The organism is Melioribacteraceae bacterium 4301-Me (assembly GCA_041538185.1).
Lineage (GTDB): Bacteria > Bacteroidota > Ignavibacteria > Ignavibacteriales > Melioribacteraceae > Pyranulibacter > Pyranulibacter aquaticus.
Map to the genome: position 1 here is coordinate 1 of JBGORM010000006.1, position 26,559 is coordinate 26,559.

The 26,559-nt window shown below is 33.8% G+C and carries 26 protein-coding genes and 1 pseudogene; 11 read left to right on the top strand and 16 right to left on the bottom strand.

Annotated features, from left to right (window positions below):
• Positions 1-175 (bottom strand): phage integrase N-terminal SAM-like domain-containing protein (locus ABRY23_10470; GenBank protein MFA3783475.1); only part of this gene is annotated, 175 nt, incomplete at its 3' end.
• A 608-nt stretch (positions 176-783) separates the two neighbouring features.
• On the opposite strand from ABRY23_10470, the gene ABRY23_10475 reads away from it, so the two are divergent.
• From ABRY23_10475 to ABRY23_10505, 7 genes and pseudogenes are all read left to right on the top strand, one after another.
• A complete protein-coding gene (locus ABRY23_10475) occupies positions 784-2,169 on the top strand; it encodes an aspartate kinase (GenBank protein MFA3783476.1) in 1,386 nt (461 codons plus the stop codon).
• A gap of 10 nt (positions 2,170-2,179) precedes the next feature.
• A complete protein-coding gene (asd, locus tag ABRY23_10480) occupies positions 2,180-3,229 on the top strand; it encodes an aspartate-semialdehyde dehydrogenase (GenBank protein MFA3783477.1) in 1,050 nt (349 codons plus the stop codon).
• On the top strand, positions 3,226-4,161 hold the full coding sequence (locus ABRY23_10485; protein ID MFA3783478.1) for a homoserine kinase: 936 nt from the start codon (positions 3,226-3,228) through the stop codon (positions 4,159-4,161). The genes asd and ABRY23_10485 overlap by 4 nt, the downstream gene beginning before the upstream one ends.
• Positions 4,158-5,459, top strand: coding sequence for a threonine synthase (gene thrC, locus ABRY23_10490; protein ID MFA3783479.1), 1,302 nt, complete (start codon positions 4,158-4,160; stop codon positions 5,457-5,459). The genes ABRY23_10485 and thrC overlap by 4 nt, the downstream gene beginning before the upstream one ends.
• A 154-nt stretch (positions 5,460-5,613) precedes the next feature.
• Positions 5,614-5,865 (top strand): annotated as a pseudogene (locus ABRY23_10495) (HEPN domain-containing protein).
• Between the two features lie 44 nt (positions 5,866-5,909).
• The gene (locus ABRY23_10500; protein ID MFA3783480.1) at positions 5,910-6,224 is read left to right on the top strand and encodes a nucleotidyltransferase domain-containing protein; all 315 of its coding nucleotides are present in this window, start codon (positions 5,910-5,912) and stop codon (positions 6,222-6,224) included.
• 61 nt (positions 6,225-6,285) lie between these two features.
• A complete protein-coding gene (locus tag ABRY23_10505) occupies positions 6,286-6,564 on the top strand; it encodes a hypothetical protein (protein MFA3783481.1) in 279 nt (92 codons plus the stop codon).
• Positions 6,565-6,779: 215 nt separating this feature from the next.
• Here the strand turns inward: ABRY23_10505 and ABRY23_10510 are convergent, their stop codons facing one another.
• The 5 genes from ABRY23_10510 to mnmE form a co-directional block, all read right to left on the bottom strand.
• Positions 6,780-7,337, bottom strand: a complete 558-nt coding sequence (locus tag ABRY23_10510; protein ID MFA3783482.1) for a thioredoxin family protein — start codon at positions 7,335-7,337, stop codon at positions 6,780-6,782.
• Positions 7,338-7,432: 95 nt separating this feature from the next.
• The gene (locus tag ABRY23_10515) at positions 7,433-8,557 is read right to left on the bottom strand and encodes an SIR2 family protein (GenBank protein ID MFA3783483.1); all 1,125 of its coding nucleotides are present in this window, start codon (positions 8,555-8,557) and stop codon (positions 7,433-7,435) included.
• Between the two features lie 47 nt (positions 8,558-8,604).
• Complete coding sequence (gene rsmG / locus ABRY23_10520; GenBank protein MFA3783484.1) at positions 8,605-9,285, bottom strand: 16S rRNA (guanine(527)-N(7))-methyltransferase RsmG; 681 nt, start codon at positions 9,283-9,285, stop codon at positions 8,605-8,607.
• Between the two features lie 13 nt (positions 9,286-9,298).
• On the bottom strand, positions 9,299-11,176 hold the full coding sequence (mnmG, locus tag ABRY23_10525) for a tRNA uridine-5-carboxymethylaminomethyl(34) synthesis enzyme MnmG (protein MFA3783485.1): 1,878 nt from the start codon (positions 11,174-11,176) through the stop codon (positions 9,299-9,301).
• Positions 11,177-11,314: 138 nt separating this feature from the next.
• Positions 11,315-12,673: a tRNA uridine-5-carboxymethylaminomethyl(34) synthesis GTPase MnmE gene (mnmE, locus tag ABRY23_10530; protein MFA3783486.1), complete on the bottom strand. Its 1,359-nt coding sequence runs from the start codon at positions 12,671-12,673 to the stop codon at positions 11,315-11,317.
• A 188-nt stretch (positions 12,674-12,861) separates the two neighbouring features.
• Between mnmE and clpB the strand changes: the two genes are divergently transcribed.
• Positions 12,862-15,480, top strand: coding sequence for an ATP-dependent chaperone ClpB (clpB, locus tag ABRY23_10535; protein MFA3783487.1), 2,619 nt, complete (start codon positions 12,862-12,864; stop codon positions 15,478-15,480).
• Positions 15,481-15,552: 72 nt separating this feature from the next.
• A complete protein-coding gene (locus ABRY23_10540) occupies positions 15,553-16,050 on the top strand; it encodes a hypothetical protein (GenBank protein MFA3783488.1) in 498 nt (165 codons plus the stop codon).
• 782 nt (positions 16,051-16,832) lie between these two features.
• Here the strand turns inward: ABRY23_10540 and ABRY23_10545 are convergent.
• From ABRY23_10545 to ABRY23_10570, 6 genes are all read right to left on the bottom strand, one after another.
• A complete protein-coding gene (locus tag ABRY23_10545) occupies positions 16,833-17,621 on the bottom strand; it encodes an enoyl-CoA hydratase-related protein (protein MFA3783489.1) in 789 nt (262 codons plus the stop codon).
• Between the two features lie 65 nt (positions 17,622-17,686).
• Positions 17,687-18,505, bottom strand: a complete 819-nt coding sequence (locus tag ABRY23_10550; protein MFA3783490.1) for a nitrilase-related carbon-nitrogen hydrolase — start codon at positions 18,503-18,505, stop codon at positions 17,687-17,689.
• Positions 18,506-18,518: 13 nt separating this feature from the next.
• Positions 18,519-19,391, bottom strand: a complete 873-nt coding sequence (locus ABRY23_10555) for a DMT family transporter (protein ID MFA3783491.1) — start codon at positions 19,389-19,391, stop codon at positions 18,519-18,521.
• 7 nt (positions 19,392-19,398) lie between these two features.
• Positions 19,399-20,196 (bottom strand): tRNA pseudouridine(38-40) synthase TruA, encoded by a 798-nt coding sequence (gene truA, locus ABRY23_10560; GenBank protein ID MFA3783492.1) that lies wholly within the window; start codon positions 20,194-20,196, stop codon positions 19,399-19,401.
• Positions 20,197-20,272: 76 nt separating this feature from the next.
• Positions 20,273-20,551 (bottom strand): type II toxin-antitoxin system RelE/ParE family toxin, encoded by a 279-nt coding sequence (locus tag ABRY23_10565; GenBank protein ID MFA3783493.1) that lies wholly within the window; start codon positions 20,549-20,551, stop codon positions 20,273-20,275.
• Entirely contained in the window at positions 20,541-20,759 is a 219-nt protein-coding gene (locus ABRY23_10570) for a hypothetical protein (GenBank protein ID MFA3783494.1), read from the bottom strand. Before ABRY23_10570 ends, ABRY23_10565 begins: the two co-directional genes overlap by 11 nt.
• A 383-nt stretch (positions 20,760-21,142) precedes the next feature.
• Here ABRY23_10570 and ABRY23_10575 point away from each other — a divergent pair, with 383 nt between their 5' ends.
• Entirely contained in the window at positions 21,143-21,751 is a 609-nt protein-coding gene (locus ABRY23_10575; protein ID MFA3783495.1) for a YdeI family protein, read from the top strand.
• A 7-nt stretch (positions 21,752-21,758) separates the two neighbouring features.
• On the opposite strand, the gene paaD is transcribed toward ABRY23_10575, so the two are convergent.
• The 4 genes from paaD to paaA are packed head-to-tail and all read right to left on the bottom strand — an operon-like array spanning position 21,759 to position 24,298.
• Complete coding sequence (paaD, locus tag ABRY23_10580) at positions 21,759-22,247, bottom strand: 1,2-phenylacetyl-CoA epoxidase subunit PaaD (protein ID MFA3783496.1); 489 nt, start codon at positions 22,245-22,247, stop codon at positions 21,759-21,761.
• A 16-nt stretch (positions 22,248-22,263) separates the two neighbouring features.
• The gene (paaC, locus tag ABRY23_10585) at positions 22,264-23,043 is read right to left on the bottom strand and encodes a 1,2-phenylacetyl-CoA epoxidase subunit PaaC (protein MFA3783497.1); all 780 of its coding nucleotides are present in this window, start codon (positions 23,041-23,043) and stop codon (positions 22,264-22,266) included.
• Positions 23,043-23,339: a 1,2-phenylacetyl-CoA epoxidase subunit PaaB gene (gene paaB, locus ABRY23_10590; GenBank protein ID MFA3783498.1), complete on the bottom strand. Its 297-nt coding sequence runs from the start codon at positions 23,337-23,339 to the stop codon at positions 23,043-23,045. Before paaB ends, paaC begins: the two co-directional genes overlap by 1 nt.
• A 14-nt stretch (positions 23,340-23,353) precedes the next feature.
• On the bottom strand, positions 23,354-24,298 hold the full coding sequence (paaA, locus tag ABRY23_10595) for a 1,2-phenylacetyl-CoA epoxidase subunit PaaA (protein ID MFA3783499.1): 945 nt from the start codon (positions 24,296-24,298) through the stop codon (positions 23,354-23,356).
• 171 nt (positions 24,299-24,469) lie between these two features.
• Between paaA and ABRY23_10600 the strand changes: the two genes are divergently transcribed.
• Positions 24,470-26,545, top strand: a complete 2,076-nt coding sequence (locus ABRY23_10600; GenBank protein ID MFA3783500.1) for an acetate--CoA ligase family protein — start codon at positions 24,470-24,472, stop codon at positions 26,543-26,545.
• Positions 26,546-26,559: the final 14 nt, after the last annotated feature.

Below are 26,559 nucleotides of genomic sequence, written 5' to 3' on the forward strand. Positions count from 1 at the left end.
ACTGAATCTCTTCTTTGCCCATTTCGTTTGGGTGGCGTTTATTGTGGAAAAGTATATATCTCTTTATCCAAGTGATGTATGCTTCTTCAGTTTTTCGACTGTAGTGGTTTGTTCTGAGTGCTATCCTTACTTGATCAAGTAGCTTAGGTTTGTTGTTAGTCTCTTTGAAGGTCATTAACTATTCCCCCTAGACTCAAACTTTTCTATTAGAAATTAACCGAATCTAAAAATAATGTCAATAAAAAATTTTGCTTTGAGCAAAAGTACTAATCCCCCAAGTTCTTTATCCTATAAATATTTTGTTCTGAGGGGACAATAAAGCTTTGATTATCCTTAAACCAATGTAACCCCTTTAGGGATTATATAGTTATAGAATAAATAAATATCAAACTAAAGTTAAAAGTCCCGTATGGACGAGATAGGGTTTGATTTACAAGACAAGTAGAATAGTCCAAAATCATGAAGTTTTCTAAATTTATTTGGTAATTCATCCCTTCGGGATTTGATTTCAAAATTATTTTGGACAGCAGTGGAATAAATGTCTTGGTGTTAAAAAAAAGTTAAAACTACTTGTATAATTCACACTCAAATGTTAAGTTCACATTCAAAATTTTTACTTCTATAAAATGAGCAAGAATTTATATATCGATTCTCTTTCAATGCATACCATACCTATGCGCAGCTCATTTACCCTCACGACGTACACGCGTTAATTACATATCAGTTTCGTTAAAACAATTTTTAATCCAATTTTTTAACAAACATTATAGGTGTATAGTATAAATGAAAATATTAAAATTCGGCGGTTCAAGTGTAGGTGATGCTCAACGCATCAATAAAGTAATTAATATCCTCTTAAATGATTACATCAATAAAAAAGAAAAATTTGCCGTTGTATTTTCGGCTTTTCAGGGAGTAACAGATAAGTTAATTGAAACAGCACATTTAGCAGTACAAAGAAAATTAAGTTATAAAGATGAACTTGATTTCCTTAGAACTAAACATGAAGACATTAATCATCAGTTAAATAATCCCAATTCACAAATTACGGATGAAAAAATAAACGAATTGTTCGATGAACTTGCTGGTATTCTTCACGGAGTTTTTTTAGTTAAAGAATTATCACCCCGAATCTTAGATTTTGTTGTAAGTTTCGGTGAAAAACTTTCGTGCAATATAATTACTGCCGCTCTTAAAAATAGAAATGTAGATTGCGAGTATTTAGATGCAAGTAAATTAATTAAAACCGACGATAATTTTGGTAATGCTCGTGTCGATTTCCAAAAAACCAATCGCAATATCCTTAATTATTTTAAGAAACATAAAAGCCTTCAAGTTATAACAGGCTTTATCAGTTCAGCAGATAAAAATGAGATAACCACTCTTGGAAGAGGCGGTTCAGATTACACAGCTTCAATTTTCGGAGCTGCATTGAATGCAGAGCTAATTGAAATATGGACAGATGTAAACGGCATATTGACTGCCGACCCTCGTAAAGTTAAAAATGCTTTCACATTAAATTCGGTTACTTACGAAGAAGCAATGGAACTTTCACATTTTGGTGCAAAGGTAATTTATCCACCTACAATGCTTCCAGCCTTACAGAAGAAAATTAAGATAGTGATAAGAAATACATTTAATCCTTCTTTTAAGGGAACATACATTCTCGAAAAGGAAACATCAAAAAATTTTATGGTGAAGGGAATTTCTTCTATTGATGATATTTCTTTAATCCGCGTTCAAGGCGGTGGCATGATAGGAGTATCTGGAATTGCTGCACGACTTTTTAATGTATTAGCGCGATTAGGAATTAATATAATTTTAATCACACAAGCATCTTCGGAACATAGTATTTGCTTTGCAATTTCACCAAAGGAAGGTAATATCGCAAAAAAATCAATCGAGGAAGAATTTCGTCTGGAAATTTTAGATGGAAAAATAGGCGAAGTAAAGTTAGAAGAAAATCTTTCTATTATCGCAGTAGTTGGCGAAAAAATGAGACATACTCCAGGTGTAGCTGGCACTGTATTTAACGCATTAGGCACAAATAAAATTAATATTGTCGCTATTGCTCAAGGGTCATCTGAGTTAAATATTTCCCTTGTGATAAATAAAAACGAGCTTTCAAAAGCTCTAAACATCTTGCATAAAGCTTTATTAAAGAAATAAGGAGATTGAAATGAACAAAAACAAAATACCTGTGGCAATACTTGGTGCAACTGGAAGTGTGGGACAAAAATTTATTGAGCTTTTGTCAGACCATCCTTGGTTTGAAATTGCTGAACTTGCTGCATCCGACAAATCAGCCGGGAAAAAATATTCTGAAGCTGCAAATTGGATAATGAGTTCTTCACTAAAAGAAAAATATAAAAATATGACGGTCCAAAAATGTGAACCAATCTTAAACTCTAAAGTTGTCTTTTCAGCATTGGATTCATCAGTTGCTGGAGAAATAGAAACAGAATTCGCAAACAAAGGTTATTATGTAATTTCTAACGCACGAAATCATCGGTTCGATAAAGATGTCCCTCTTATGGTTCCAGAAATTAATCCGAACCACTTGAATTTAATTCGTCAGCAAAATTATAAAGGAGCAATAATTACTAATCCAAACTGCTCAACAATTGGATTAGTCTTGGCTCTTAAACCTCTTTACGATAATTTTGGATTAGATGCAGTTAATGTTGTAACACTGCAAGCAATTTCTGGTGCCGGTTATCCAGGTCTTGCAAGTCTTGATATTTATGACAATGTTATTCCCTACATTTCAGGTGAAGAAGACAAATTGGAATCTGAACCCTTGAAAATTCTTGGTTCTTTAAACGAAAATAGTATTGATAATGCAGCAATAAAAATCAGTGCACAGTGCAACAGAGTTGCAGTAATAGATGGACATACCGAGTGTGTACAAGTGAAACTAAAAACAAAAGCTTCTATTCAAGAAATTATTGAAGCCTGGCAAAATTACAAATCAATTCCGCAGCAATTGAATTTACCAACAGCACCCGAACATCCAATTGTTTACTTTTACGAAGAAAAATATCCACAGCCAAAACTTCATAGGAATATTGAAAAGGGAATGGCTGTTGCAATAGGTAGATTAAGAGAAGACCCGCTGTTCGATTTTAAATTCGTAATTCATTCACACAATACAGTGAGAGGTGCTGCTGGCGGTACAATTTTAATTGCAGAATTAATGAAATCACAAGGTTACATGGATAATTTATGAAAGAAAAAAAAGTAAGAGTATTTGCGCCTGCTTCAGTTTCAAACGTTGGCCCAGGGTTCGACTTAATGGGCTTTGCACTAAATGGAATTGGAGACGAAATTGAACTTAGCTTTTCAAAAGAAAATTCGATTAGAATTACTAAAATTGTTGGTGAAAATGGCAAACTGCCTTACGATCCCCAAAAAAATACAGCAACTGTTGCAATTGAGTCTTTATTGACCAAACATAAAATTTCAGTAGGATTAGATGTAAAAATCATTAAAAAAATGGGGATTGGTTCTGGACTTGGCTCAAGTGCAGCAAGTGCAGTTGCTGCCGTGGTCGCTGCAAATGAATTACTTGAATTGAACTTCACAAAACATCAGCTGCTCGAACATGCGGTTAAAGGAGAAATGGCTGCAAGTCAAGCTCTTCATGCCGATAATGTTGCACCTTGTTTATTCGGCGGCTTTGTACTTATTAGAGGATACAATCCAATCGATATTGTACAAATCGATTATCCTAAAAATCTTTTTTGTACTATTATTTATCCTCAAATTGAAATTAAAACTTCCGATGCAAGAAAAATTTTAGATAAAAAAGTCGATATGAAAACCGCTGTTGCACAAGCGGGAAATGCTGCTGGATTAATAGCTGGACTTTTAACAAAAGATTTTTCATTGATTTCAAGGTCAATTATAGATTTAATTGCCGAACCAAAGAGAGCCGCACTAATACCTTGCTACAACGAAGTAAGAGAAGCAGCTCTTTCAAATGGTGCAATTAATTGTAACATCACAGGTTCAGGACCATCAATGTTTGCATTTTCAAATTCAAAAGCAAAAGCAAAATCGATTGCTAATGCTATGAAGAAGGCCGCTACAAAAAAAGGATTACAAAGCAAAATATATATATCTAAAATTAATGACGAAGGACCACTGATTCTAAAATGAAATTTTACAGCACAAATAATAACAAAAAAAGCTTTTCCTTCGAAGAGACTGTTCTGAAAGGTTTAGCAGAAGACGGCGGATTATTTATGCCGGAAAAAATTCCTCCAATCGAAAAAGATTTTATTAAGAATATAGAAAAATTTTCTTTCCAAGAAATCTCCCTTAAAATAGCAGAATCTTTTATTGAAAACGAAATATCAGAAAGTGATTTATCTGATATAATTGCCAATTCAATTACATTTTCTGCACCATTGGTTTCAATTGGGAAAAATTTGTATGTGCTGGAACTATTTCATGGACCAACACTTGCCTTTAAAGATTTCGGCGCAAGATTCATGGCTAAAACAATGGGATATTTTGTAGCTAAAAGAAGTATTCAGTTAAACATACTCGTTGCAACCTCTGGCGATACAGGAAGCGCTGTGGCTCATGGATTTTACGATACACCCGGAATTAATGTCTATATTCTTTATCCAAGAGGTAAAGTTAGTTTAATTCAAGAAAAACAATTGACAACTTTAGATAAAAATATTACAGCTCTAGAAATTGATGGGACGTTTGATGACTGCCAAAGATTAGTAAAAACTGCTTTTGTTGATAAAGAGCTGAACGAAAAATTAAATCTTACTTCAGCAAATTCAATTAATATTGCTCGATTACTTCCGCAGGCATTTTATTATTTCGAGGCATATAAACAAATCCTAAATAAAAAACTTGATTCAATATTTTCTGTCCCTTCTGGAAATCTTGGTAATCTTACTGCTGGATTGATTGCAAAGAAAATGGGTTTGCCTATTTCAAAATTCATCGGTGCAGTTAACAGCAATAAAGTTTTTGCAGAATATTTGAGAACTGGAATATTTAATCCCCGACCTTCAATTCAAACATTGTCAAATGCGATGGATGTTGGCAATCCAAGTAATTTGATTAGAATCAGGGAAATTTATTCAGACATACTGAAAGAAATGCAAAATGATATTCATTCCGAATCTTATGATGATATTCAAACCAGAAAAGGAATAAAAGAAGTTTACGAAAATTATAAATATATAATTGACCCGCATGGTTCAGTTGGATATTTAGCATTAAGAGACTACATAAAATTCAATCAGCAATTTAATGGTGTAATTCTTGAGACAGCTCACCCGGCAAAATTCAAAGATGTAATTGAAGAAGAATTAAAAATAGAAGTACAAATTCCAGAAAGATTGGCAGCCTGCTTGAACAAAGAAAAACATACAGTCGAGTTATCCTCGAATTATGAGGAGTTCAGAAATTACATGCTAAACAAAAATTAAGAGAGCTCTTTTTTTATTTTGTCACGAAAGAATAATTACATAAAAAAGTATATTAATATTAAAAAAATAGAAAGCTGATTGACAATAGAAGAACATATAAAATATTGGATAAAAACGGCTGAACATGATATAGACGCAATGCAAGGAATTTTCTGAGGCGGGCAAATATGATTGGGCTCTATTTGTTGGACATTTGGCTTTAGAAAAAATTCTTAAAGCTCTTTGGATAAAGGAAAATGAAAGGAATATTTCTCTTAAGACCCATAACCTTGTTAAATTGTATCATGAGTCGAAGCTAAGTTATTTAACCAAAGAAGAGATCATTTTCCTTAATGAGGTCAGTGAATTTAATATAGAAAGCAGATACCCAGAAATTAAATTTGCTTTTTATCAACTCTGCACTTAAGAATTTGCTGAAGAAAAAATAAAAAGAATAAAAGAGATATATCAATGCTTACGCGAAAAGATTTAGAAAAGAGAATCCTTGATTTATATATGTTAATTTCAGATAAAATTAAGATTGACGGGATATATCTTTTTGGCTCTTATGCAAAAGGAAATCCGCATAAAGACAGCGATATTGATATTGCAGTTTTATCCCAAGCATTTGAAGGAATAAGATTTATTGACAGTTCAAAAATTTCAAGAATTATCATCAATGAGACATATGTTGATTTCGAAATCCATACTTATAAAACAGAAGAATTTACAGAAGACGACCCCTTCGTTGCTGAAATTTTGAAAACAGGGATTAAAATCATTTGAAGTGGTAGTTCTCTCAGAAATTGCCTGGCTAATAGAGTAGAATAAAAAAATATTAAAGATAATGACAAAAAGAAAATTTGACTTTACCAGTTCAAAAGCAATTCTTATTTATTTTTCATCTTTCGAATTATTATTACTGCTTTTATTTGCGGGTAACTATGGTCTTTTTCGCGATGAGTATTATTATATTGAATGTTCAAAACATCTCTCTTTTGGTTATGTTGACCAGCCGCCGTTATCGATTTTTATTTTATTTATTTCAAGAACATTGTTCGATTTGAAATTTAGCATTAAGAGACTACATAAAATTCAATCAAGAATTTATTGGTGTTATTCTTGAAACAGCACATCCGGCAAAATTCAAGGATGTGATTGAAGAAGAATTAAAAATAGAAGTAGAAATTCCGGAAAGATTAGCATTCTGCTTGAACAAAGAAAAACATACAGTCAAGTTATCCTCGAATTATGAGGGGTTCAAGAGTTATATGCTGGATGGAAATCAGTGAATCCAAGATAAAAAAATAATCTCAAATTTTTCTGATGACAAATTAGGCATTAACCTTTCCACTTTATATTGCAGCCAATGCTCGGTTTTTGATTCTTGTCCACTTCTTTGCCTTGCAATATACAGTCAAGTGCGTTTTTCAAATCTTTGCCCGTTACTGGTATATTGTTTTTGGGTCGCGAGTCATCAAATTGACCTCTATAGACCAATTTCAAATCTTTGTCATATACAAAAAAATCGGGTGTACATTCAGCATGATAAGCTTTAGCTACTTGCTGCGTTTCGTCATATAAATATGGAAATGCAAATCCCATCTCTTGAGCTAATTTTTTCATGTTCTCTGGAGAATCCTCTGGATAACTAATTACATCGTTCGAATTTATTGCAATAAATGAAATTCCTTTTTGTATATACTCGTTTGTTAATTTTACTAACTCACTTAGAATATGCTTTACATAAGGACAATGATTGCAAATGAACATTACAACTGTAGCGTGTTTTGATTTTAATTCATCTAAATCCATGCTTTTACCACTGATTGTATCTGGCAAATTAAAATGCGGTGCTGTTGTCCCAAGTTCAATCATAGCTGAAGGTGTTGCAGCCATTTTATACTCCTGTCAATTGTTGTTAATGGAATCTTTTAAATAATATTATTTTGACAAAGAAATTCAAGCTAAATTTTTATACAAAAAATCAATCCTTACTGCTCGATAAAAATTTTCTTTAGGATTGAGCTGTCGTTCAACAGATTTTCAAAACTGGAATAAATAAACTCTGCTGAGCTGCTTAGCGAGGAGTAATTTAATATTAGTGATTCTTTTTCTTTTGGATTGATAACAATTATTTTCGTTCCTTCTTGAATGTTTTTCTTGAACAAAGCTTTTATGTGAAGGTCAGAACTCGATAGTGAATAGCCAATAAAAACAATTTTTCTGGTTACTCTAATTTCATGAGCAGCTTCATTGGTTAAATGACTAATTACTGGGTGACTTAACGACTTCAAAAATGAAGGCGGCAAAATTAAAGTCTGGAAATCAGTCCCATCTATTGGGCACTTGTATTCGTACTCGTACATTTCGGGATAAGTATAACCTAAGAACTTTCCTTTGTTTAGGTCAATACTTCTATCCCAAGGGGTTAAAAGAGTTTGATTGCAGCAGTTGCAATATTTCCAGTTTAGACTTCCATGGAGTTTTATAATTTTATAAGGAGTAGGATTTTCACCGTTAAAGACTTTCACAGGTTCACGAGTATTAATCCAAAATTTATGCGAACTAATTTGAGGAAGGTTTTCGTAATTCATAAGCGGGATGCAGTAATCTATAAAACCTGCCCTTGATTTAAATAAAAATTCAAATGCTTGTTCCAAAAGTGTGTCGTAATTTACTGTTATTATTGAAATGCTCTTTTGTGAATTGTGAATAATGTCCCAAAATTTATGATAATAGGGACTGCTTTTGTTCGTCTTAAAATTTACTACAAAGTGAATAAGTTTTATTAAATATTCTTTTATTTCATGAATTCTTTTATTCGTGTATTTTGCATTTAGGCTCTCGTTCTGCTGAATAAAATAATCTAAGAACCCGAACACAGCTTCCAGTTGAGGAAACTGGTACGTTTCAATGTTGTATTTAAAATTGTCGTTAATAAATTCTGTGACAATCTTTCCAATTTCCGAGTTTTGGATTTCTTTAATTGATAGTATAGCCGGCAGTAATTCTCTTTGAAGCGGCACACCATCTGGATTTGAAACTCCAGCACCAAGTACAAAAACAATATCTAGAGCTGATGGGTATCTTAAAAAAATTTCTTTTTCATTATTCATGGCATTACAAAAGAAAGTAAAAGGAGCGAATCTAAGGAAAAATAAAGCTATTTATTAAGTTCTACTAAAATTAACTTTTTATCTTTTTCGTTCCTAGTATTTGTAGGTTTGTAAGCTAATTCAAAAACGGTGGATTTTTTAATGTATGCTTTATACTTCATTTCGGCTGTTTTATATTCAGCATCGATATCACCACCTTTAATTGATGCAATGTAAGCTTTACTTTTAATTAGGGGTAATGCATAGCTAAACAAAGTTATTAAGGGCACTGTAGCACGGCTAATAATTAAATCGAAGGCTTCAGTGTATTTTTTCTGAAACTCTTCACTTTCAACTCTACAATTTTCTGCAATAACGTTATTTAATTTAAGTTCGTTGATGAATTCTTGCACAGCATTTATTTTTTTTGCTGTAGAATCTACAAGAACACCACGCATTAGTGGTCTTGATATACTAAGCGGTATACCTGGGAAACCCCCACCAGTGCCTATGTCTAAAAAAGTACTAATTTTAGGTGGAAGAAATTCTGCAAGGTAAGAAGAAAAAAATACATGGTTTTCTATAATTTTGGAAATATCTTTGCGGGAAATTAAATTCAATTTAGCATTTTTTTGAGTGACTAACTGGGCAAAATGGGCAAGCCTTTCTAATTGATATTCGTCGGGACTTAAGCCATTTTCCCAAAAAAATAATTTTAGCTCCCTTAGATATTGCTCTTGTAGGTCCAAAAAATCCTCAATTTTAGCTTTTCAAATATACTAATAAAACAGAAATATCTGCAGGCGTAACACCAGAAATTCTTGCTGCTTGACCAACTGAACGCGGCTTTACCCTGCTTAATTTTTCTCTACCTTCACTAGAAATAGTCTTTATATTTAGATAATTAAAATTAATAGGAATTAATATTCTCTCTAATTTTTCCATTTTAGCTACTAATTCTTCTTGCCTTTTTATATAACCTTCGTACTTAGTTTCTATTTCCACTTGTTCTAACACTTTAGGGTTATTCTTAATTAATTTTACAATTGGATGCTCGTTTTCATCAATCTTATCAATTAAAGCAGCAAGCGGCACCTCAGGTCTTTTTACTAATTTAGCTAAGGATTCGCTTGCTGAAATTTCTTGAGCACCAATTTTTCTTAGAATTGGGTTAACAATTTCAGCATTTATTTTTGCTGTAGCTAAGAAATCTTTAGTTTTTGTGATTAAGATTTCTCGTTCTTTTAATTCAGAATAAAGTTCTTTTGGTATTAAGCCAAATTCATACCCATACTTCATTAGTCTTCTATCGGCATTATCTTGTCTAATTAGTAATCTATGTTCAGCGCGCGAGGTAAACATTCTGTAAGGTTCATCTGTTGATTTACCAACCAGGTCATCTATAAGAACGCCAATATAAGCCTCATGTCTTTTTAGAACAAACTCACCTCTTTTCTGAATTTTAAGAGCTGCGTTAATGCCGGCTACAATTCCTTGTCCCGCTGCTTCTTCGTAGCCAGAGGTACCATTTATTTGTCCAGCAAAGTATAAGCCTTCTACTAATTTTGTTTCTAAGGTTAAATCGACTTGGTAAGGCGGAAAATAATCATATTCTACAGCATAGCCGGGACGAACCATTTCAACATTTTCTAAACCTTTAATTTTTCTTAGCGCCTCAAATTGGATTTCCGCCGGCAAGGATGTTGAAAATCCATTTATATAAATTTGGTCTGAATCTAATCCTTCAGGCTCAAGAAACAATTGATGTCTTTCTTTATCAGCAAACCTCACAATTTTATCTTCAATTGAGGGGCAGTAACGTGGACCTACACCCTTAATTAAGCCTGTAAACATTGGGGATTGATCAAAGCCTTTTTCCAAAATCTTGTGTACTGTTTTATCCGTGTAAGTTATATAACAACTAAGTTGTGGAAGAACAGGGAACTTACTTTTATCGGTTCGTAATGAAAAAGGCAGTGGCGGATTATCGCCTGGTTGTTCCTCTAAAATGCTCCAGTTTATTGAATCCTTTTTTAGCCTAGGCGGTGTACCCGTTTTTAGTCTTCCAGCTACAAATCCCATTTTAAGAAGAGATTCTGTTAAGCCCACTGCTGGTGCTTCACCATACCTTCCGCCTTTTGTCGATTTAAGACCAGTGTGCATTAGTCCATTTAAGAAAGTGCCTGAACAAATTATTAAAGCTTGACAAGAAAGCTCATTACCACTTTTTAACTTAACTCCTTTTATTTTTTTATTCTCTTCAACTGCTTCTACAATGGAATCTTCTATAATTGTTAAATTTTCACACTGTTGGACAAACTTAAGTGCTTCGATTGAATACAATTTTCTATCATTTTGACTTCTGCCAGCCCAAACTGCAGGTCCTTTGGACTTATTTAGTGTCCTGAATTGAATACCCGATTGATCTGCAATTAAGCCCATCATACCGCCGAGTACATCTATCTCATGTACCAAGTGCCCTTTAGCACTGCCGCCAATTGCAGGATTACAAGACATTCTGCCTATTGCATTTTTATCCATAGTCACAATTGCCGTCGAACATCCCATTTTTGCTGAGGCGCAAGCCGCTTCAATTCCTGCATGCCCACCCCCTAAAACTATTACATCAAAATATTTCATGCTGTCTTCCTTTTTGGTTTCACGTGAAACTTTCTGTGAATATCCGGAAATAATCGATTGGGGATATAATGTTTTTTATTGATTAATCTTTGTATTTATTCCGTATCGCTCAATTTAAGTTTCACGTGAAACACAAGATTATTTGCCAATACAAAATTTTGCAAATATATTATTTAATATATCTTCAGTAGTTACTTTCCCTATTATTTCAGACAAAGCCGATTCTGCATTTCTAAGGTCAACCGCAATAAATTCACCTGTCATTCTTGATTCTATTGATTCAATAGCATTTGTTAAATATTCTTTAGCCTTCAGTAGTGAATTATAATGCCTAATATTAGTTACAATTGCACTTTTTTCAGTGTAAGTTTGTGAGCCTATGGCCATAACTTTCATTTTCTTAAATAACTCATCAACACCCTCTCCAGTTTTAGCCGAAAGTTTAATATCATGTGCAAAATTAGCATCAGGCTTGATATCAATTTTATTTATAATTTTAATTATTCTATTTTCACTTGTAAGTGTTAATAATTCATTATATAATTCTAAAGAAAAACCAATGGTAGCATCGTTTATAAAAATTACAATATCTGCATTTTTTACTGCATCTCGACTCCTAAAAACGCCTTCTCGCTCAATTATATCTTCTGTGACTCTTATTCCAGCGGTATCATAAATTTTGTAAAGAATCCCATCAATTGATACTTCTTCTCTTATTATATCCCTTGTTGTGCCAGGTATCTCACTTACTATAGCTCTGGATTCTTTAAGAATATAGTTGAGTAGAGAAGATTTTCCAACGTTTGGAACGCCAACAAGAGCGACATTTACACCTTCCCTTATTACTTTGCCAAAAGAATAGCTTTTTAACAAAATTTCTATTTCTGATATTATCAGCTCAATATTTTTTTTGACTTCCTTCAGCGGCATAAATTCTATATCCTCTTCAGCGAAGTCAAGTTCAAGTTCAATTAAAGAGGAGGTGTTGATTAACATATCGCGTAAATAATTTATTTTTTTTGAAAGTAACCCGTCTAATTGATTTCTAGCCCCTCTAAGTGAAGCTTCGGTTCTAGAATTAATTACTTCAGCTACTGCCTCTGCTTGGGCTAAATCTAATTTTCCATTAAGAAAGGCTCTCTTAGTAAATTCTCCGGGTTCAGCTATCCTTACCCCTCTTTCTAATAACGTATTTATTATTTTTTGTACTATTAGTTGACTGCCGTGCGTGCTTATTTCTATCGAGTCTTCACCCGTGTATGAATTTGGACTTCTAAAAATTGAAACAAGTACATCATCTATTAATTCATTGTTGTTATCATAAATTTTTCCATACTGAATTGTGTGGGATTGTGAGTCTGACAACTTTTTTTTGCCTTGAAAAATTTTTTCTACAGTTTCAATGCTTTTGGGCCCACTTACTCGTATAACTGAAATAGCACCAACACCTGCCGGAGTAGCAAGCGCAGTTATTGTATCATCTGCACCTAAATACATAATAGCTTTCTTAAAAAAGTTTGTAAAACTAATACAAAAATTAACCAGTTTCAATCACAATATTTTTCTAACTCATTTATTCTTAATAAGTTATAGATATAAAACTTAATATATTTTGTAAGAAACTTTTTGTGGGCGATATTTGTATGAGTGAAAATTTAATTATAAGAATAAATTAGAGGAATATTATGGCATTTAACTTTAACAAATTTACTGTTAAGGCTCAAGAAACTGTTCAGAATGCTGTAGAAATTGCGCAAAACTACAATAATCAAATTGTAGAGCCAGAACATATTTTGGCTGCGATGATACAGGACCCGTCAAATGTTGCAGTTTCAATTCTCCAAAAAGTTGGTGTTAATATTAATCAATTATTAATAAGAGTAAACGAACTTCTTGAAAAATTGCCGAAAGTCTCTGGAGCGGGAGTTGGAAGTCAACAGTTATCTAACAATACAGCGAGGTTATTTGATGAGGCTGCAAACGAAGCAAAAAATTTAAAAGACGAATATGTTTCAACCGAACATATATTCATTGCTTTAGCCAACGATAAAGGAAATGTAGGACGACTTTTAAATCAAAACGGTATCGATAAAAATATTATTCTCAGCGCATTAAAAGATATAAGAGGAACTCAAAGGGTTACTTCACAAAACCCAGAGGATACCTACCAAGCATTAAAAAAATACGGAAGGGATTTAAATGAACTTGCAAGAAGCGGGAAGTTGGATCCAGTAATTGGACGGGATGAAGAAATCAGAAGAGTTTTACAAGTTTTATCTAGAAGAACAAAAAATAACCCTGTACTAATTGGTGAACCCGGAGTTGGCAAAACTGCCATCGCTGAAGGTATTGCGCATAGAATTGTCTCCGGCGATGTACCTGAGACGTTAAAAACAAAAAGAATTGTTGCATTGGATATGGGTGCGCTTGTTGCAGGAACTCAATTTAGAGGGCAATTTGAAGAGCGAGTTAAAGCTGTCGTTAAAGAAGTTCAAGATTCCAACGGTGAGATAATCTTGTTTATTGACGAACTGCACCTTTTAGTTGGTGCTGGTAGAGCAGAAGGTTCAATGGACGCAGCTAATATTTTAAAGCCTGCACTTGCACGCGGAGAACTTCATGCAATTGGCGCTACAACTCTTGATGAATACAGAAAATATATTGAAAAAGATGCTGCCTTAGAAAGAAGGTTTCAGCCTGTGTTAATAAGTGAACCTAACGAAGAGGATGCAATTTCAATATTAAGAGGACTCAAAGAACGCTACGAGGTTCATCATGGCGTAAGAATAACAGATAGCGCAATAGTTGCCGCAGTCCAACTTTCTAATAGATATATCTCAGATAGATTCCTTCCTGACAAAGCAATTGACTTAATTGATGAAGCCGCCTCAAAATTAAGAATTGAGATTGATTCAATGCCAGAAGAACTTGACGCTTTGGAAAGAAAGGTTAAACAACTTGAAATAGAACGCGAAGCATTAAAAAGAGAAAATGATGCCGAATCTGAAGTTAGGTTAGAAGAACTGAATAAAGAATTAAACGAACTTGAGGAACAACGAGATCAATTAAGAGCTCATTGGCAGCTTGAAAAAGAAAGAATACAAAAGATTCGTACGATGAAAAGTCAAATAGAAAAAGCGAAAGTTGAAGCTGATAAATATGAACGCGAGGGAAATTACGGAAAAGTAGCTGAAATCCGTTACGGTGTTATTAATGAATTAGAACGAGCACTAAAAAAAGAAACAGAAGAATTAGCTAAGCTTCAAAAAAATAACAAAATGCTTAAAGAAGAAGTCGACGCCGAAGATGTTGCTGAAGTAGTTGCTAAATGGACAGGAATACCTGTAAGCAGAATGCTCGAAAGCGAAAGAAGCAAACTGATAAGAATGGAAGAAGAGCTTCATAAAAGGGTTATTGGGCAAGATGATGCTGTTGCAGCAGTAGCTAATGCGATTAGAAGGTCACGGGCAGGACTACAAGATACAAATCGTCCAATAGGCTCTTTTATTTTTATTGGTACAACTGGTGTTGGTAAAACTGAATTAGCACGTGCATTGGCTGAATTTCTTTTTAACGATGAACACGCAATGATAAGAATCGATATGAGTGAATATATGGAAAAGTTTTCTGTATCAAGATTAATAGGTGCTCCTCCTGGATATGTAGGCTATGATGAAGGTGGACAATTAACTGAAGCTGTGCGGAGAAGACCTTACTCGGTGGTTCTTTTAGATGAAATTGAAAAAGCTCACCCAGATGTGTTCAATATCTTGCTGCAGGTATTAGACGATGGAAGATTAACAGATAATCAAGGCAGAACAGTCGATTTCAAAAATACTATTATAATTATGACATCTAATATCGGTTCTCATCTAATCCAAGAGAAATTACATGAAATTACAGAAGATAATTTAGAAAATGTATTAGGTGAATTAAGAACTAATTTAACTGAACTTTTACGCAGAACCATTCGACCAGAATTCTTAAATCGAATTGATGAAATAGTCTTATTTAAACCACTACTAAAAAGTGAACTTGAAAAAATCGTTGACCTACAAATTGCTAGGGTAGCTAAAATGCTATCAGAAAAAAACATCTCACTCGAAATTGACCAGGAAGCTAAAGATTTTCTAATTCAATTTGGTTACGATATAACTTATGGTGCACGTCCATTGAAACGCACGATTCAAAGATATCTAGTTAATCCATTATCTACTGAAATATTGATGGGTAATATCTCTCCAGGCGATACTGTAATAGTTAGATACCCTGGAGCAGGTAAGTTAGAGTTCAGTAAAAAATAATTATTTTTCCTTAAATTATGTTCTCGATTCGCATATTTATAAATAACTACCAATAAATAAATGGGGGGTAAAATGAAAAAAATAAGTTGTCTTTTTTTACTGCTTTTTATTCTTCAAAATGTAATTGACGCCCAAGTACCAAAAGAAAAAAAATTTGGCTTTGGTGTCAACATCGGTGAACCACTTGGATTAACAGTAAAATTTTGGACTAATAATCAGAATGCTTTTGCAGCATACATCGGTGGCTCATACTTTGGAAACCCGCGTTTAGGAATTGATTACCTCTGGCATTTTAATGCGTTTAATTCAAATTTAGTAAAGCTTTATGCTGGTCCCGGTGTGCATTTTGGTCTAAACGAAGGTCATACAATTATTTACCAATACAAGCAAGATAAATTTTACTATAGAGCTTCAGGAGTTGGACTCGCTGTAAGAGGTATTGTAGGAATTAATTTTATACCTCAAAATACACCATTAGAATTTTATTTGGAACTTGGGCCACTCTTAGGTTTAGCACCAAATTTCGGTTCTATATTCGAAGGCGCAATTGGTTTTAGATTTTATCCATGATAAGCATCTTAAATAAAATCTATGCTTGCCACCTAAGCGACTAAGAAATAAAATTCAAAAAGAAACTTGTCTTATGCCGCTAACAGGTCAGTGAAAATTTAACTATCGAGTCTGTAACAAAACTCAAAAATAGCCATTGCGAGTTTTCAAAAAACTTATTTTGATTTATCACTAGAATGGCAAACTTGGTATCTGTTGGTTTATATAGTTAAATATAAAGAAACCATTTTAACTGTCACTGTAGCCCGCTAACAGCATGGGAGAAATCAATCTCATTCAGCAAAGAATTCATCATCTTACTTTTCTGTTTGAGATTACTTCCTCCCGCTGCTGGCAGGGTCGCGTGACAGTAATGAGTTTTAGCGGGGACTACTTCGGTTGTCTTGAGGAAAAACTCAAGGACTTCCTTGTAATAACAGTAATTTCTTATACTATTATTAAATTTCTTTGTCACACCAAAACAGCAATCCAGTGTTCGCCAGCGCGCACTCCTATCAGGCAAGTTTGGCAGATAAGAATTATTGTTCGGGTAAAAATTTAAATGTATTAAAATCAGAAATTATCGAATCATTTATACCGGCATAAATACGCCATAATAAAAAAGTGGAATAAATAAGAGTAATTTTATTTATGATAAAGAAAAGAGGTGCTATATATGTCCAGTAGGTGACACATTAGAATATTGCTACATCAAAAAAGCAAGAAAAAATTTATCACTATAAGAATTCTAATTAGTCGGTCCCCAATAGATTGAAAGCATACAAAGCAATGAATAACTTTTGTTATTCTCCCTTAAATTTAGGTGTTCGTTTTTCAAGAAAAGCCTTTACTCCTTCTTTATAATCATCAGTTTTGCTTGCTTCAATCTGAAGTTTTTCTTCCAAAGCCAATTGTTCTTCCAAATTATTAGTTAACGATTTATTTAAAGCTCGCTTAATTAGTCCAAGTGCTTTTGTAGGCATTTGAGAAAGTTTTTTTGCAATTAAAAAAGCTTCGTCAAATAATTTATCGTCGGGAAAGATTTTATAAACCAACCCAAAGTTCAATGCTTCTGCGGCAGTAATTTTATCAGCCAGCATAGTCATTGCTGATGCACGTTGAACCCCAGCTATACGTGGTAAAAAGAACGTACCGCCACTGTCTGGTATTAATCCAATTTTTGAAAAAGCTTGGATGAACGAGGCACTATCTGAAGCCAACACAATATCGCAAGCAAGCGTAATATTTACTCCCGCACCAGCAGCAACTCCATTTACAGCACAAACGATTGGTTTTTCAGTTTCTCTAATTAATTTAATTATAGGATTGTAACTATCACGTATAATTTCGCCTATATCTGCAGGGTTTCCTTCTAGTGGAACAGCCTCTGCTAAATCTTGACCAGCACAAAAAGCTCTGCCTTCACCAGTTAAAAGCACAGCACGAATTTCTTTACTGCCTTTGGCTTCTATTAACGCATCTTGAATTTCCTTTGCCATGTGTTTGTTTATACTATTAAGCACTTCAGGACGATTGAGTTTAATTACAGAAACGTTTTCTTTTATTTCTACAGTTATTAATTTATAGCTCATATTTTTACTCTCTCTTTGTATTATTAACATCAAAACAAATTAAGAAAAATTATTTAGTAGAAAAACTATACAATCCACTTTCCATATAATTCTGGTCGTCTATTTTTCAAAAATAATTTTTTTGCATGTGATTCCTTAACTGTAGACAAATCGACATCACAAATTAAAATTTCTTCCATTCCATTATTAGCACGAGCTATTATTTCTCCTTTTGGATTACAAACAAAAGATTCACCTGCAAAGGTAAGGCATTCTTCTTTACCAACTCTATTACAAAGTGCAGTATAATATCCATTCTGGAACGCAGCTACTCTCATTTCTGCTTCGAAAAGTCCGTCCGGCCATTCACCTACAGCACCAGCTTGAGGGATAAAAACAATTTCAGCTCCTTTTAATGCAAGTGCTCTCATATATTCGGGATAATGTCTATCGTAACATATTGCAATTCCTATTTTCCCAAACTCTGTTTGATAAACTGGGGTATCTGTATCACCCGGTGTATAGTAACTTTGTTCATGAAAACAAGCATAATCTGTTATATGAATCATTCTTGTTAAGCCAAGAATTTTACCATCCTTATTAATTATAGGTGAAGTATCATAAGCCTTGTCACCGCATTTTTCAAAAAGATTTAAAATAATAATACTCCCCACCTCTTTGGCTAATTCTGAAAACAAGTCTGTAGTAGGTCCTGGAATTGTTTCAGCTAATTCCAAAAAATTTTTACCTGCAGGTTTTTGTGGATAAAATTTTGTGAAAGCAAGTTCAGCAAAACAAATCACATTAGCTCCTTTATTTGCAGCTTTCTTAACTGCGCTCAAGCCTTTTTTAATATTAAACTCTTTATCGTTTGTAGATTTTTGTTGGATAAGTGCAATCTTCATAAAATTTTTCCTTTCATTTTCGATTAACTAGAATAACGCCAAAAATAATAATTAATCCACTTGTCAGCGTAAGAATTGTTATTTCTTCATTCAAAAGCAGCCATGCAGTAACTACAGTAACAAAGGGTTCCAAATATAAAAATGCGCCCACAACACCTGCATCCATTTCTTTTAATGCTTCGACCCAAAATACGTAAGATACTCCCGAACATAAAATCCCAAGAAACAAAACTGCAGCCCATACTTTAACAGAAAGGTGAAAAAAAGTGATAAATGCTTTTTCAGAAAAGATAAAGGGCAAAACAATTAACGCCATCATTAGAAATTGATAAAAAATAGCCATGATAGGCGGGTAATTAATTGTTGCCTTCTTGCTTACAATGGAATATATGCTCCATGTAACTGTACTTGCTAAAACTAAAAAGTCTCCTTTGTGAGTAATGAAATTCAAGGACGTTATTTTACCTTTGCTAATTAGCAAGATTAATCCACTAAATGCTAACAAAATTCCGAAGCCCTTACTAAAATTCAATTTTTCATTAAAAAATATCATTGATAAGATTACAATAAACACAGGTGTAATTCCAATTATCCATCCTGTGTTGGTAGCGGAGGTGTATTTCAACCCGGTAATTTGAATCCACAAATGAAAAGCTGCAATTAAGGCAATAATTACAATCCAAAAATGGTCTTTTAGTCTAACCGCAAAACTTCTCTTCCTCTTTATTGCAATAGTTCCAAGAAATAAAACGGCAAGTACCTGTCGAATGAAAACAATAGATACAGGAGTAAGTTCATTTAAAGAATATTTAGTAGCAATGAACGATGCACCCCAAAATAGAATCGAAAAAAGCGGTTTATAGTATTGTTTTACGTAAAGATACAATTGGATTTTACTTTTTCCCTTTGAAAGATTTTATATTTATCAATGCTGACAATTCTTTGGAAACTTTTCCGTGCTCATAAAAAACATTTTCAAGAAAAAGTCCCGAAGGCGGAGCTGTAAATCGTGAAGGTTCATTTGAGTTTTCGGACAAATACTTTTTTATGTCGTTCTCTGTCAATTTTCCCTTTCCGACTTCAACCAACACGCCAATTATTCGTCTTACCATTTTCCACAAAAAATGGGAACCAGTGATTCGAATCAATATCAAATCGCCTTCTTCTTTTATTTCTACGTTTTCAATAAGTACTTTTGTGGATTTTTCCTCTGGGTCGTCATCAGAAAAAGAAGCAAAGTCGTGCATACCAACAAAAAGTTTTGATGCTTTTTTCATCTTTTCAAAATCAAGTTTATCTTTAATCCACCATACAAATTGTTTACCGAAAGCAGTACGTCTCCGAGAAATTTGGTAAATATAACTTCTGCTTACTGCGTCGTGTCTGGCATGAAAATCTTTATTCGTTTTTTCTACTTCAATTATATTAATATCACCAGGTAACTCGTCGTTCAACTTCATACGAATGACTTCTGGGGCGAGCATTGTTTTCACATCAAGATGTGCAATTTGACAAAGTGCGTGTACACCGGCATCAGTCCTTCCAGAGCCATAAATTTCCAACTTTTCTCCATCAAAAACCTTTTTTGCTGCTTCATAAAGTTTTCCTTGAATGGATCGGCTGTTCTTTTGCATTTGCCAACCGCTGTAACGCGTACCGATGTATTCGATGTAAAGTTTGAAACGTGACATTTAGAAGCCGCTAATTAAATTTGGCAAGCAACTTTGAGAGGGCAAAAACAAAAAGATCACACTTATAAATTGCATTTTACTTGTAAACATTTCCTCGGAAGTCAACTCCATAAACAATCAATTCTCTATTAACTCTGTCTATCTTAAATATTATTCTAATTTTACCGATTCTCATTCTTAAACAACCCCTCCATACCCCTTCTAAAGTTTTTATGTGAAGTTCCTTGAAAGGAATATTTCCATATTGTTCAATTGAATAAACTAAACTTCGAACCTTTTCCCGAATCTTATTTTTATCTTTGTCTGGGAGTTCATTAAGAAACTTGGCGGCATTTTTAGACAAACTAATTCTCATCAAAAAACCATCTGGTCATATCTATCATCTCTTTTTTCTTATAATCTTCCGGTTTGCCGTATCTTCTTTCAATATCTGTCAATTCCTTTTTAGAAACCGAAGGAATGAGTGCCTGGATAAGGGAAATTCTTTCTTCCGCTAAAACTTCTCTAATGCTATCCTTTATCATTATCTTTAATGCTTCGTTTATTTCAATATTCTGGTTCATAATACATTATCCAATTTTTTATTAGCAAGATTACTAAATAGCCTGCTCAACTTCAACACTTAATTCCTTCGTTATACTCTTCAACTTACAGGCCGCTGTAACGAGTGCCAGTGTATTCGATGTAAAGTTTGAAACGTGACATTAGATTGCTATTGTGAATTCTTATTTATACTGCATCTTCCAATATTATGATTTTTAACTTGTTTCCCTTCGCAAAATTCAATACCACAATGAACAAATCTATTGCAAAATTCATTAAGAGGGGGGCAGCTCCCCAATTTTTATTAACTCTATCGTTTCTTATCCATTAACTCCCAAAATTATTTGATAGTTAAAATAATCATACTTATCTTAAAAACATACAATCATAAGACTAACAATAAATGGGAAAAAAGGACCCGCGCATTGACGCATACATTTCCAAAGCACAAGATTTTGCCAAACCAATTCTTGAACACTTACGTAATCTCGTTCATGAGACTTGTCCAGAAGTAGAAGAAACCATGAAATGGAGTTTCCCGCATTTCAATTATAAAGGTGATATAATGTGCAGTATGGCTGCTTTTAAGCAGCATGCCTCATTCGGTTTTTGGAAAGCTGCTCTAATAAAAGAGGCTGTTCTTGCAAAAGCTGCAAAATCAGAGGCAGCGATGGGAAGCCTTGGAAAAATTACTTCGTTGAAGGACTTGCCCTCCGATAAAAAATTAATTTCACTTATAAAAAAAGCCGCTAAGCTGAACGAAGCAGGAATCAAAGTTTCTAAAAAGAAGAAAATTAAAAAAGAATTAGAGATTCCAGATTATTTTATAAAAGCATTGAGCAAAAACAAAAAGGCATTAACTTCGTTCAAAAATTTTTCTTACTCTCATAAGAAAGAATATGTTGAGTGGATATCTGAAGCCAGGACCGAAGAGACAAGAAACAAAAGAATAGCAACTGCAATTGAATGGCTTTCTGAAGGCAAGCCGAGAAATTGGAAATATATTAAATAGCGGATGGTCAGATATATTTAAAATGTTCGAATGGCTGGCCGCAGCTTTGACATACCCAAAGTGATTTACATGCAGTTGAGCCGAATTGACTTGTAAGTTGTGTTTGTTTCGAATTACAAAATGGGCATTCAACGGGTTTAGTAATTATTTCTTTTGTAAAATCATCTTCAGCTGTTCCTTCAGGTGGTGCAATTCCGTATTGCTTTAATTTCCTTTTTGCATCTTCAGTAATCCAATCGGTAGTCCATGGTGGGGAATAAATTTTATTAACAATTGAATTAAGAATACCATTTTCGTTTAGAATATTTTTTATTTCATCTTCGATTGTTTTCATGGCTGGACAGCCGGAATAAGTGGGTGTTATATCAATTTCAATTTTATCATCAATAAATTTTACATCGCGTACGATACCCATTTCAACTACATTTAACACGGGAATTTCAGGGTCTTTTACCTGTTCGAGCAATTCCAATATTTTCTTTTTAGAAAAAGTCATTTCAACCTAGATTTTATTACCACTTAGCTTTAGGAAATGATCTAGCAACAATTTGCATTTCGGCTAATAAATGTCCAAGATGTTCTGTATGAAAACCTTTTCTTCCACCTTTGATTTGATAAGCATTTCTATCAGGCACTTTAATCTTAGCTTCAGAAAAGGTATTGCTAACCAGTTCAAACCATTCATCAAATAACGGAGAAGCATCTGGTATCAATTTTTGGTTCAGCAAAATTTCATCGTTATAATTATTCAAAAACATTTCCGAAGTAAACATCCAAAGGTCGTCAACAGCTTTTTGCAATCTACAATTGCTCTCGTCGGTTCCATCACCTAATCGTAACATCCAAGTTTTACAATGACGCAAATGATAATTTATTTCTTTAACAGCTTTAGTTGCAATTCCAGCCAAAGGTTCAAAGTGGCTTTTGCTTAATTCGTTATAAAAATAAATTGCGAACGCATCATAAAAAAATTGACGTGCAATTGTGTAGGCAAAATCTATATTTGGCTGTTCAGCAAGCAGTAAATTTTTAAATTGGTTTTCATTTCTAAAGAAAGCAAAGTCGTCTTCATTTTTTCCTTGTCCATCTAATTCCGCAGCTAATGAATAAAAAGCAGAAGCTTGACCAATACAATCAAGGGCAATGTTAGCAAGAGCAACATCTTCTTCTAAGATTGGTGCATGCCCACACCACTCTGATAGTCTGTGACCAAAAATCAAATTATCATCTGCCAATTGCAATATATATTCGAACAAAGCTTCTCTTGTTTTTGAATCGAATTTATTTATCACTAAAAACCTCTTACTCCTTTTGGCACGTTGTAAAATTGCGGATGTCTGTAAATTTTATCGTTCGCGGGGTCGAAAAAAGGACCTTTATCTGACGGAGATGAAGCAACAATTTGGTTTGAAGGAACAACCCAAATACTAATTACATCTCCTCGGCGGGAATATACATCTCGTGCATTTTGCAGAGCAAGCTCGCCATCTGCAGCGTGAACATTACCTACATGTTCGTGTGGCTCACCTTGTTTTTTTTGAACAAAAACTTCCCACATTCTTTCGCTTATGGTATTATGATTTTCCATTTATCTAATTTTATTTATTTGTTGTGTTTACGTGCATATTCAAGTGCTGCATTTCTTACCCATGCTCCATTCTCATAAGCTTCTCGTCTTGCCCTAAGTCTTTCTTTATTCATAGGTCCGTTTCCTTTAACGACCTGCCAGAATTCGTCCCAATTAATTTTTCCGAATTCCCAATGCTGTGTTTCTTCGTTGAACTTTAAATCTGGATCTGGCAATGTTAAATTAACTGCCATAGCTTGCGGGACAGTCAAATCAACGAATCGTTGGCGTAGTTCATCGTTGCTTTTGAGTTTAATTTTCCATCTCATTAGTTCAGGTGAATTTGGTGATTGTTCGTCTGGTGGACCAAACATCATCAATGTAGGCCACCACCATCTATTTACAGCATCTTGTGCCATAGCCTTTTGTTCTGCAGTTCCATTAGCAAGAGTAGCTATTATTTCGTAGCCTTGTTTTTTGTGAAAGTTTTCTTCTTTGCAAATTCGAACCATTGCTCTGGCATAAGGGCCATAAGAGCATTTAGCAAGCATTGTTTGATTAACAATCGCAGCACCATCTACAAACCAGCCAATTACACCTATATCTGCCCACGTTAAAGTTGGATAATTAAAAATGCTGGAGTATTTAGCAGTGCCGTTTAATAATTGTTCAATTAATTCTGAACGGCTAACACCCAATGTTTCTGCAGAGCTGTAAATATAAAGTCCATGCCCAGCTTCATCTTGCACTTTTGCAAGCAAAGTCATTTTTCTGCGCAAAGATGGTGCACGTGTAATCCAATTACCTTCCGGTAACATTCCAATAATTTCTGAATGCGCATGTTGACTCATCATTCTTATCAACTGTTTCCTATAACGTTCAGGCATCCAATCTTTAGGCTCAATTATTTCACCAGAGGCTATTCTTCTTTCAAACTCTTCACATAATCTGTCTTCCATTTCCAATTTCTCTTCTACCATAAAATATCCTTCCTTTTTCTATTAAAATATATGATATCTCTTTTTAGTTGGCAAGGTTATAATTAAACATTATGTAAAGTAAAATGATAAAATGAATATAGAGCTCGGATTTTATATTTTTGAGCAGTTAATGTTTGTTTGCTCAATAAAAATTGGCAAGAGAGAATACGATTGGATACTGAACTAATAAACTTTTTCTATCCTCAATCGATATGTATTGTGGGTGCTTCCACAAAAGAAAAAAGCATCGGTTATGAATTACTTAATTCAATTAAAAGTTACGGGTTCACGGGCAAAATCTATCCAGTAAATCCAAATGCAGAGGAGGTCTTGGGATATAAATGCTTCAAGAAAATAAATGATATAGAAGAAAAAATTGACTTGGCTATTATTGTTGTCCCGAAGCAATTTGTTGAAGATTCTATTGACTCTCTTTTAACAAAAAAAGTAAAATCAATATTACTAATTACCGCTGGTTTTAAGGAGACAGGTAAGGAAGGAGAAGCGCTGGAAAGTAAAATTTTACAAAAAGTAAAAGATGCTGGCGCTCGACTCGTGGGTCCAAACTGCATGGGTGTCATCAACACGCTTGAAGGGACAAGGCTAAATGCAACTTTTGTAGCTGAAAAACCAGAGTGTGGAACCACAGGATTTTTATCACAAAGTGGTGCAATTGGTGCAGCGGTATTAAATTCGTTGCGAGAGACCAATATCAAGTTTGCACATTTTATTAGCGTTGGAAATAAAGCCGATGTTAACGAAAATGATATTCTCCATTTTTGGCAAAACGATAGTAACATTAAGATTCTCACTTTTTATTTAGAAAGTTTTGTTAACGGAATGGAATTTGTTGTTCCATTCATAAAAGGAGAAATAACGAAACCAACTATTGTATTGAAAGCCGGTAAAACAGTCAGTGGAATGAGAGCAGCATCTTCCCATACAGGTGCGTTAAGCAGCAAGGACCAAGTTGTTGATGCTGTTCTAAATCAATTTGGTATTATACGCGTAGAAAATTTATCGGAACTTTTTAACACCGCAAAGGGATTTGAGAACTTTCCAATTCCAAGAGGAAACAGGGTTGCAATTATAACTAATGCAGGTGGGCCAGCAGTTCTCGCAGTAGATTCACTTGAAAAAGAAGGCTTAGTTTTATCTCAATTTTCTGAAGTAACTAAGAATAAATTAAGAGAAATCGTGCCGAATGAGGGAAGCATTGAAAATCCAGTTGACATGTTACCTGCAGCGACAGCTTCAGTTTACAAATCCGTTGCCGAAATTGTATTGAACGATGAAAATGTAGATGCGTTAATTTCTATTTTTGTCCAACCAATAATGGTAGAACCTTTCGAGGTAACCGAGTCAGTCTATTCCATAAAATCTAACAAACCAATTTTACAAGTTGATATGCCATTACCAGAATTTTGGCAGCAATACAGAAAACTATCGTCTAAACATTTACCAATCTTTAAAAACCCAGAAGAACCGGCAAAAGTTATTGCTAACATGCTGTTTTATCAAAATTCTAAAATTAGACTTGAAAGAAATAGAAATGAGTATTTAAACATTCTTTGTAAAAAAGATAAAAACATTTTCTCATTGCCTTCAGGATTCCTTCCATTAAATATCATACAAGATTTATGCGGCTATTATGGTTTGCCTTTAGTAAAGCAGCTTATTATCAAGCCAAAAGAAATAACAGAATTAAAAAATGTTAATTACCCAATTGTACTGAAAGGAATCAATAAAAATATTATTCACAAATCCGAGTTCAATGCTGTTAAACTAAATATTAAGGACAAAAGTGAACTTCTAATAAAAGCAAAAGAAATAGAAGAAAGCTTTAATAAGTACAACTCTGAAGTCGAGGAATTTTTAATTCAACCACAGATTAATGTTAAGTACGAGGTTTTAATAGGAGGTTACAGAGATCCTTCATTTGGACCAATAATAATGTTTGGAAGCGGCGGAAAATATGTTGAAATAATATGTGATACTGCCATCAAATCTGCTTTTCTCTCCGGAGAAGACCTTGACGATATGATTAATTCAACAGCAATTGGAAAAATATTAATGGGTGTAAGGGGTGAACCAACTTGCAACATTAATGAATTAAAAAAAATTATAAAATCTTCTGCTGAGTTAATTGTAGAAAATAAAGACATATTAGAATTCGACATTAACCCTTTAATTATTGACTTAGATAATAATTTCCATGCTGTTGATATTAGAATAAAATCAAAATAAAACTGCTTGTGTTG

Excerpts from the sequence above, each read along its gene's own strand:
- ABRY23_10475 (MFA3783476.1), top strand. The coding sequence starts at position 784 with ATGAAAATATTAAAATTCGGCGGTTCAAGTGTAGGTGATGCTCAACGC.
- asd (MFA3783477.1), top strand. The coding sequence starts at position 2,180 with ATGAACAAAAACAAAATACCTGTGGCAATACTTGGTGCAACTGGAAGT.
- ABRY23_10485 (MFA3783478.1), top strand. The coding sequence starts at position 3,226 with ATGAAAGAAAAAAAAGTAAGAGTATTTGCGCCTGCTTCAGTTTCAAAC.
- thrC (MFA3783479.1), top strand. The coding sequence starts at position 4,158 with ATGAAATTTTACAGCACAAATAATAACAAAAAAAGCTTTTCCTTCGAA.
- ABRY23_10500 (MFA3783480.1), top strand. The coding sequence starts at position 5,910 with ATGCTTACGCGAAAAGATTTAGAAAAGAGAATCCTTGATTTATATATG.
- ABRY23_10505 (MFA3783481.1), top strand. The coding sequence starts at position 6,286 with ATGACAAAAAGAAAATTTGACTTTACCAGTTCAAAAGCAATTCTTATT.
- ABRY23_10510 (MFA3783482.1), bottom strand. The coding sequence starts at position 7,337 with ATGGCTGCAACACCTTCAGCTATGATTGAACTTGGGACAACAGCACCG.
- ABRY23_10515 (MFA3783483.1), bottom strand. The coding sequence starts at position 8,557 with ATGAATAATGAAAAAGAAATTTTTTTAAGATACCCATCAGCTCTAGAT.
- mnmG (MFA3783485.1), bottom strand. The coding sequence starts at position 11,176 with ATGAAATATTTTGATGTAATAGTTTTAGGGGGTGGGCATGCAGGAATT.
- mnmE (MFA3783486.1), bottom strand. The coding sequence starts at position 12,673 with ATGTATTTAGGTGCAGATGATACAATAACTGCGCTTGCTACTCCGGCA.
- clpB (MFA3783487.1), top strand. The coding sequence starts at position 12,862 with ATGGCATTTAACTTTAACAAATTTACTGTTAAGGCTCAAGAAACTGTT.
- ABRY23_10540 (MFA3783488.1), top strand. The coding sequence starts at position 15,553 with ATGAAAAAAATAAGTTGTCTTTTTTTACTGCTTTTTATTCTTCAAAAT.
- ABRY23_10545 (MFA3783489.1), bottom strand. The coding sequence starts at position 17,621 with ATGAGCTATAAATTAATAACTGTAGAAATAAAAGAAAACGTTTCTGTA.
- ABRY23_10550 (MFA3783490.1), bottom strand. The coding sequence starts at position 18,505 with ATGAAGATTGCACTTATCCAACAAAAATCTACAAACGATAAAGAGTTT.
- truA (MFA3783492.1), bottom strand. The coding sequence starts at position 20,196 with ATGTCACGTTTCAAACTTTACATCGAATACATCGGTACGCGTTACAGC.
- ABRY23_10565 (MFA3783493.1), bottom strand. The coding sequence starts at position 20,551 with ATGAGAATTAGTTTGTCTAAAAATGCCGCCAAGTTTCTTAATGAACTC.
- ABRY23_10570 (MFA3783494.1), bottom strand. The coding sequence starts at position 20,759 with ATGAACCAGAATATTGAAATAAACGAAGCATTAAAGATAATGATAAAG.
- ABRY23_10575 (MFA3783495.1), top strand. The coding sequence starts at position 21,143 with ATGGGAAAAAAGGACCCGCGCATTGACGCATACATTTCCAAAGCACAA.
- paaD (MFA3783496.1), bottom strand. The coding sequence starts at position 22,247 with ATGACTTTTTCTAAAAAGAAAATATTGGAATTGCTCGAACAGGTAAAA.
- paaB (MFA3783498.1), bottom strand. The coding sequence starts at position 23,339 with ATGGAAAATCATAATACCATAAGCGAAAGAATGTGGGAAGTTTTTGTT.
- paaA (MFA3783499.1), bottom strand. The coding sequence starts at position 24,298 with ATGGTAGAAGAGAAATTGGAAATGGAAGACAGATTATGTGAAGAGTTT.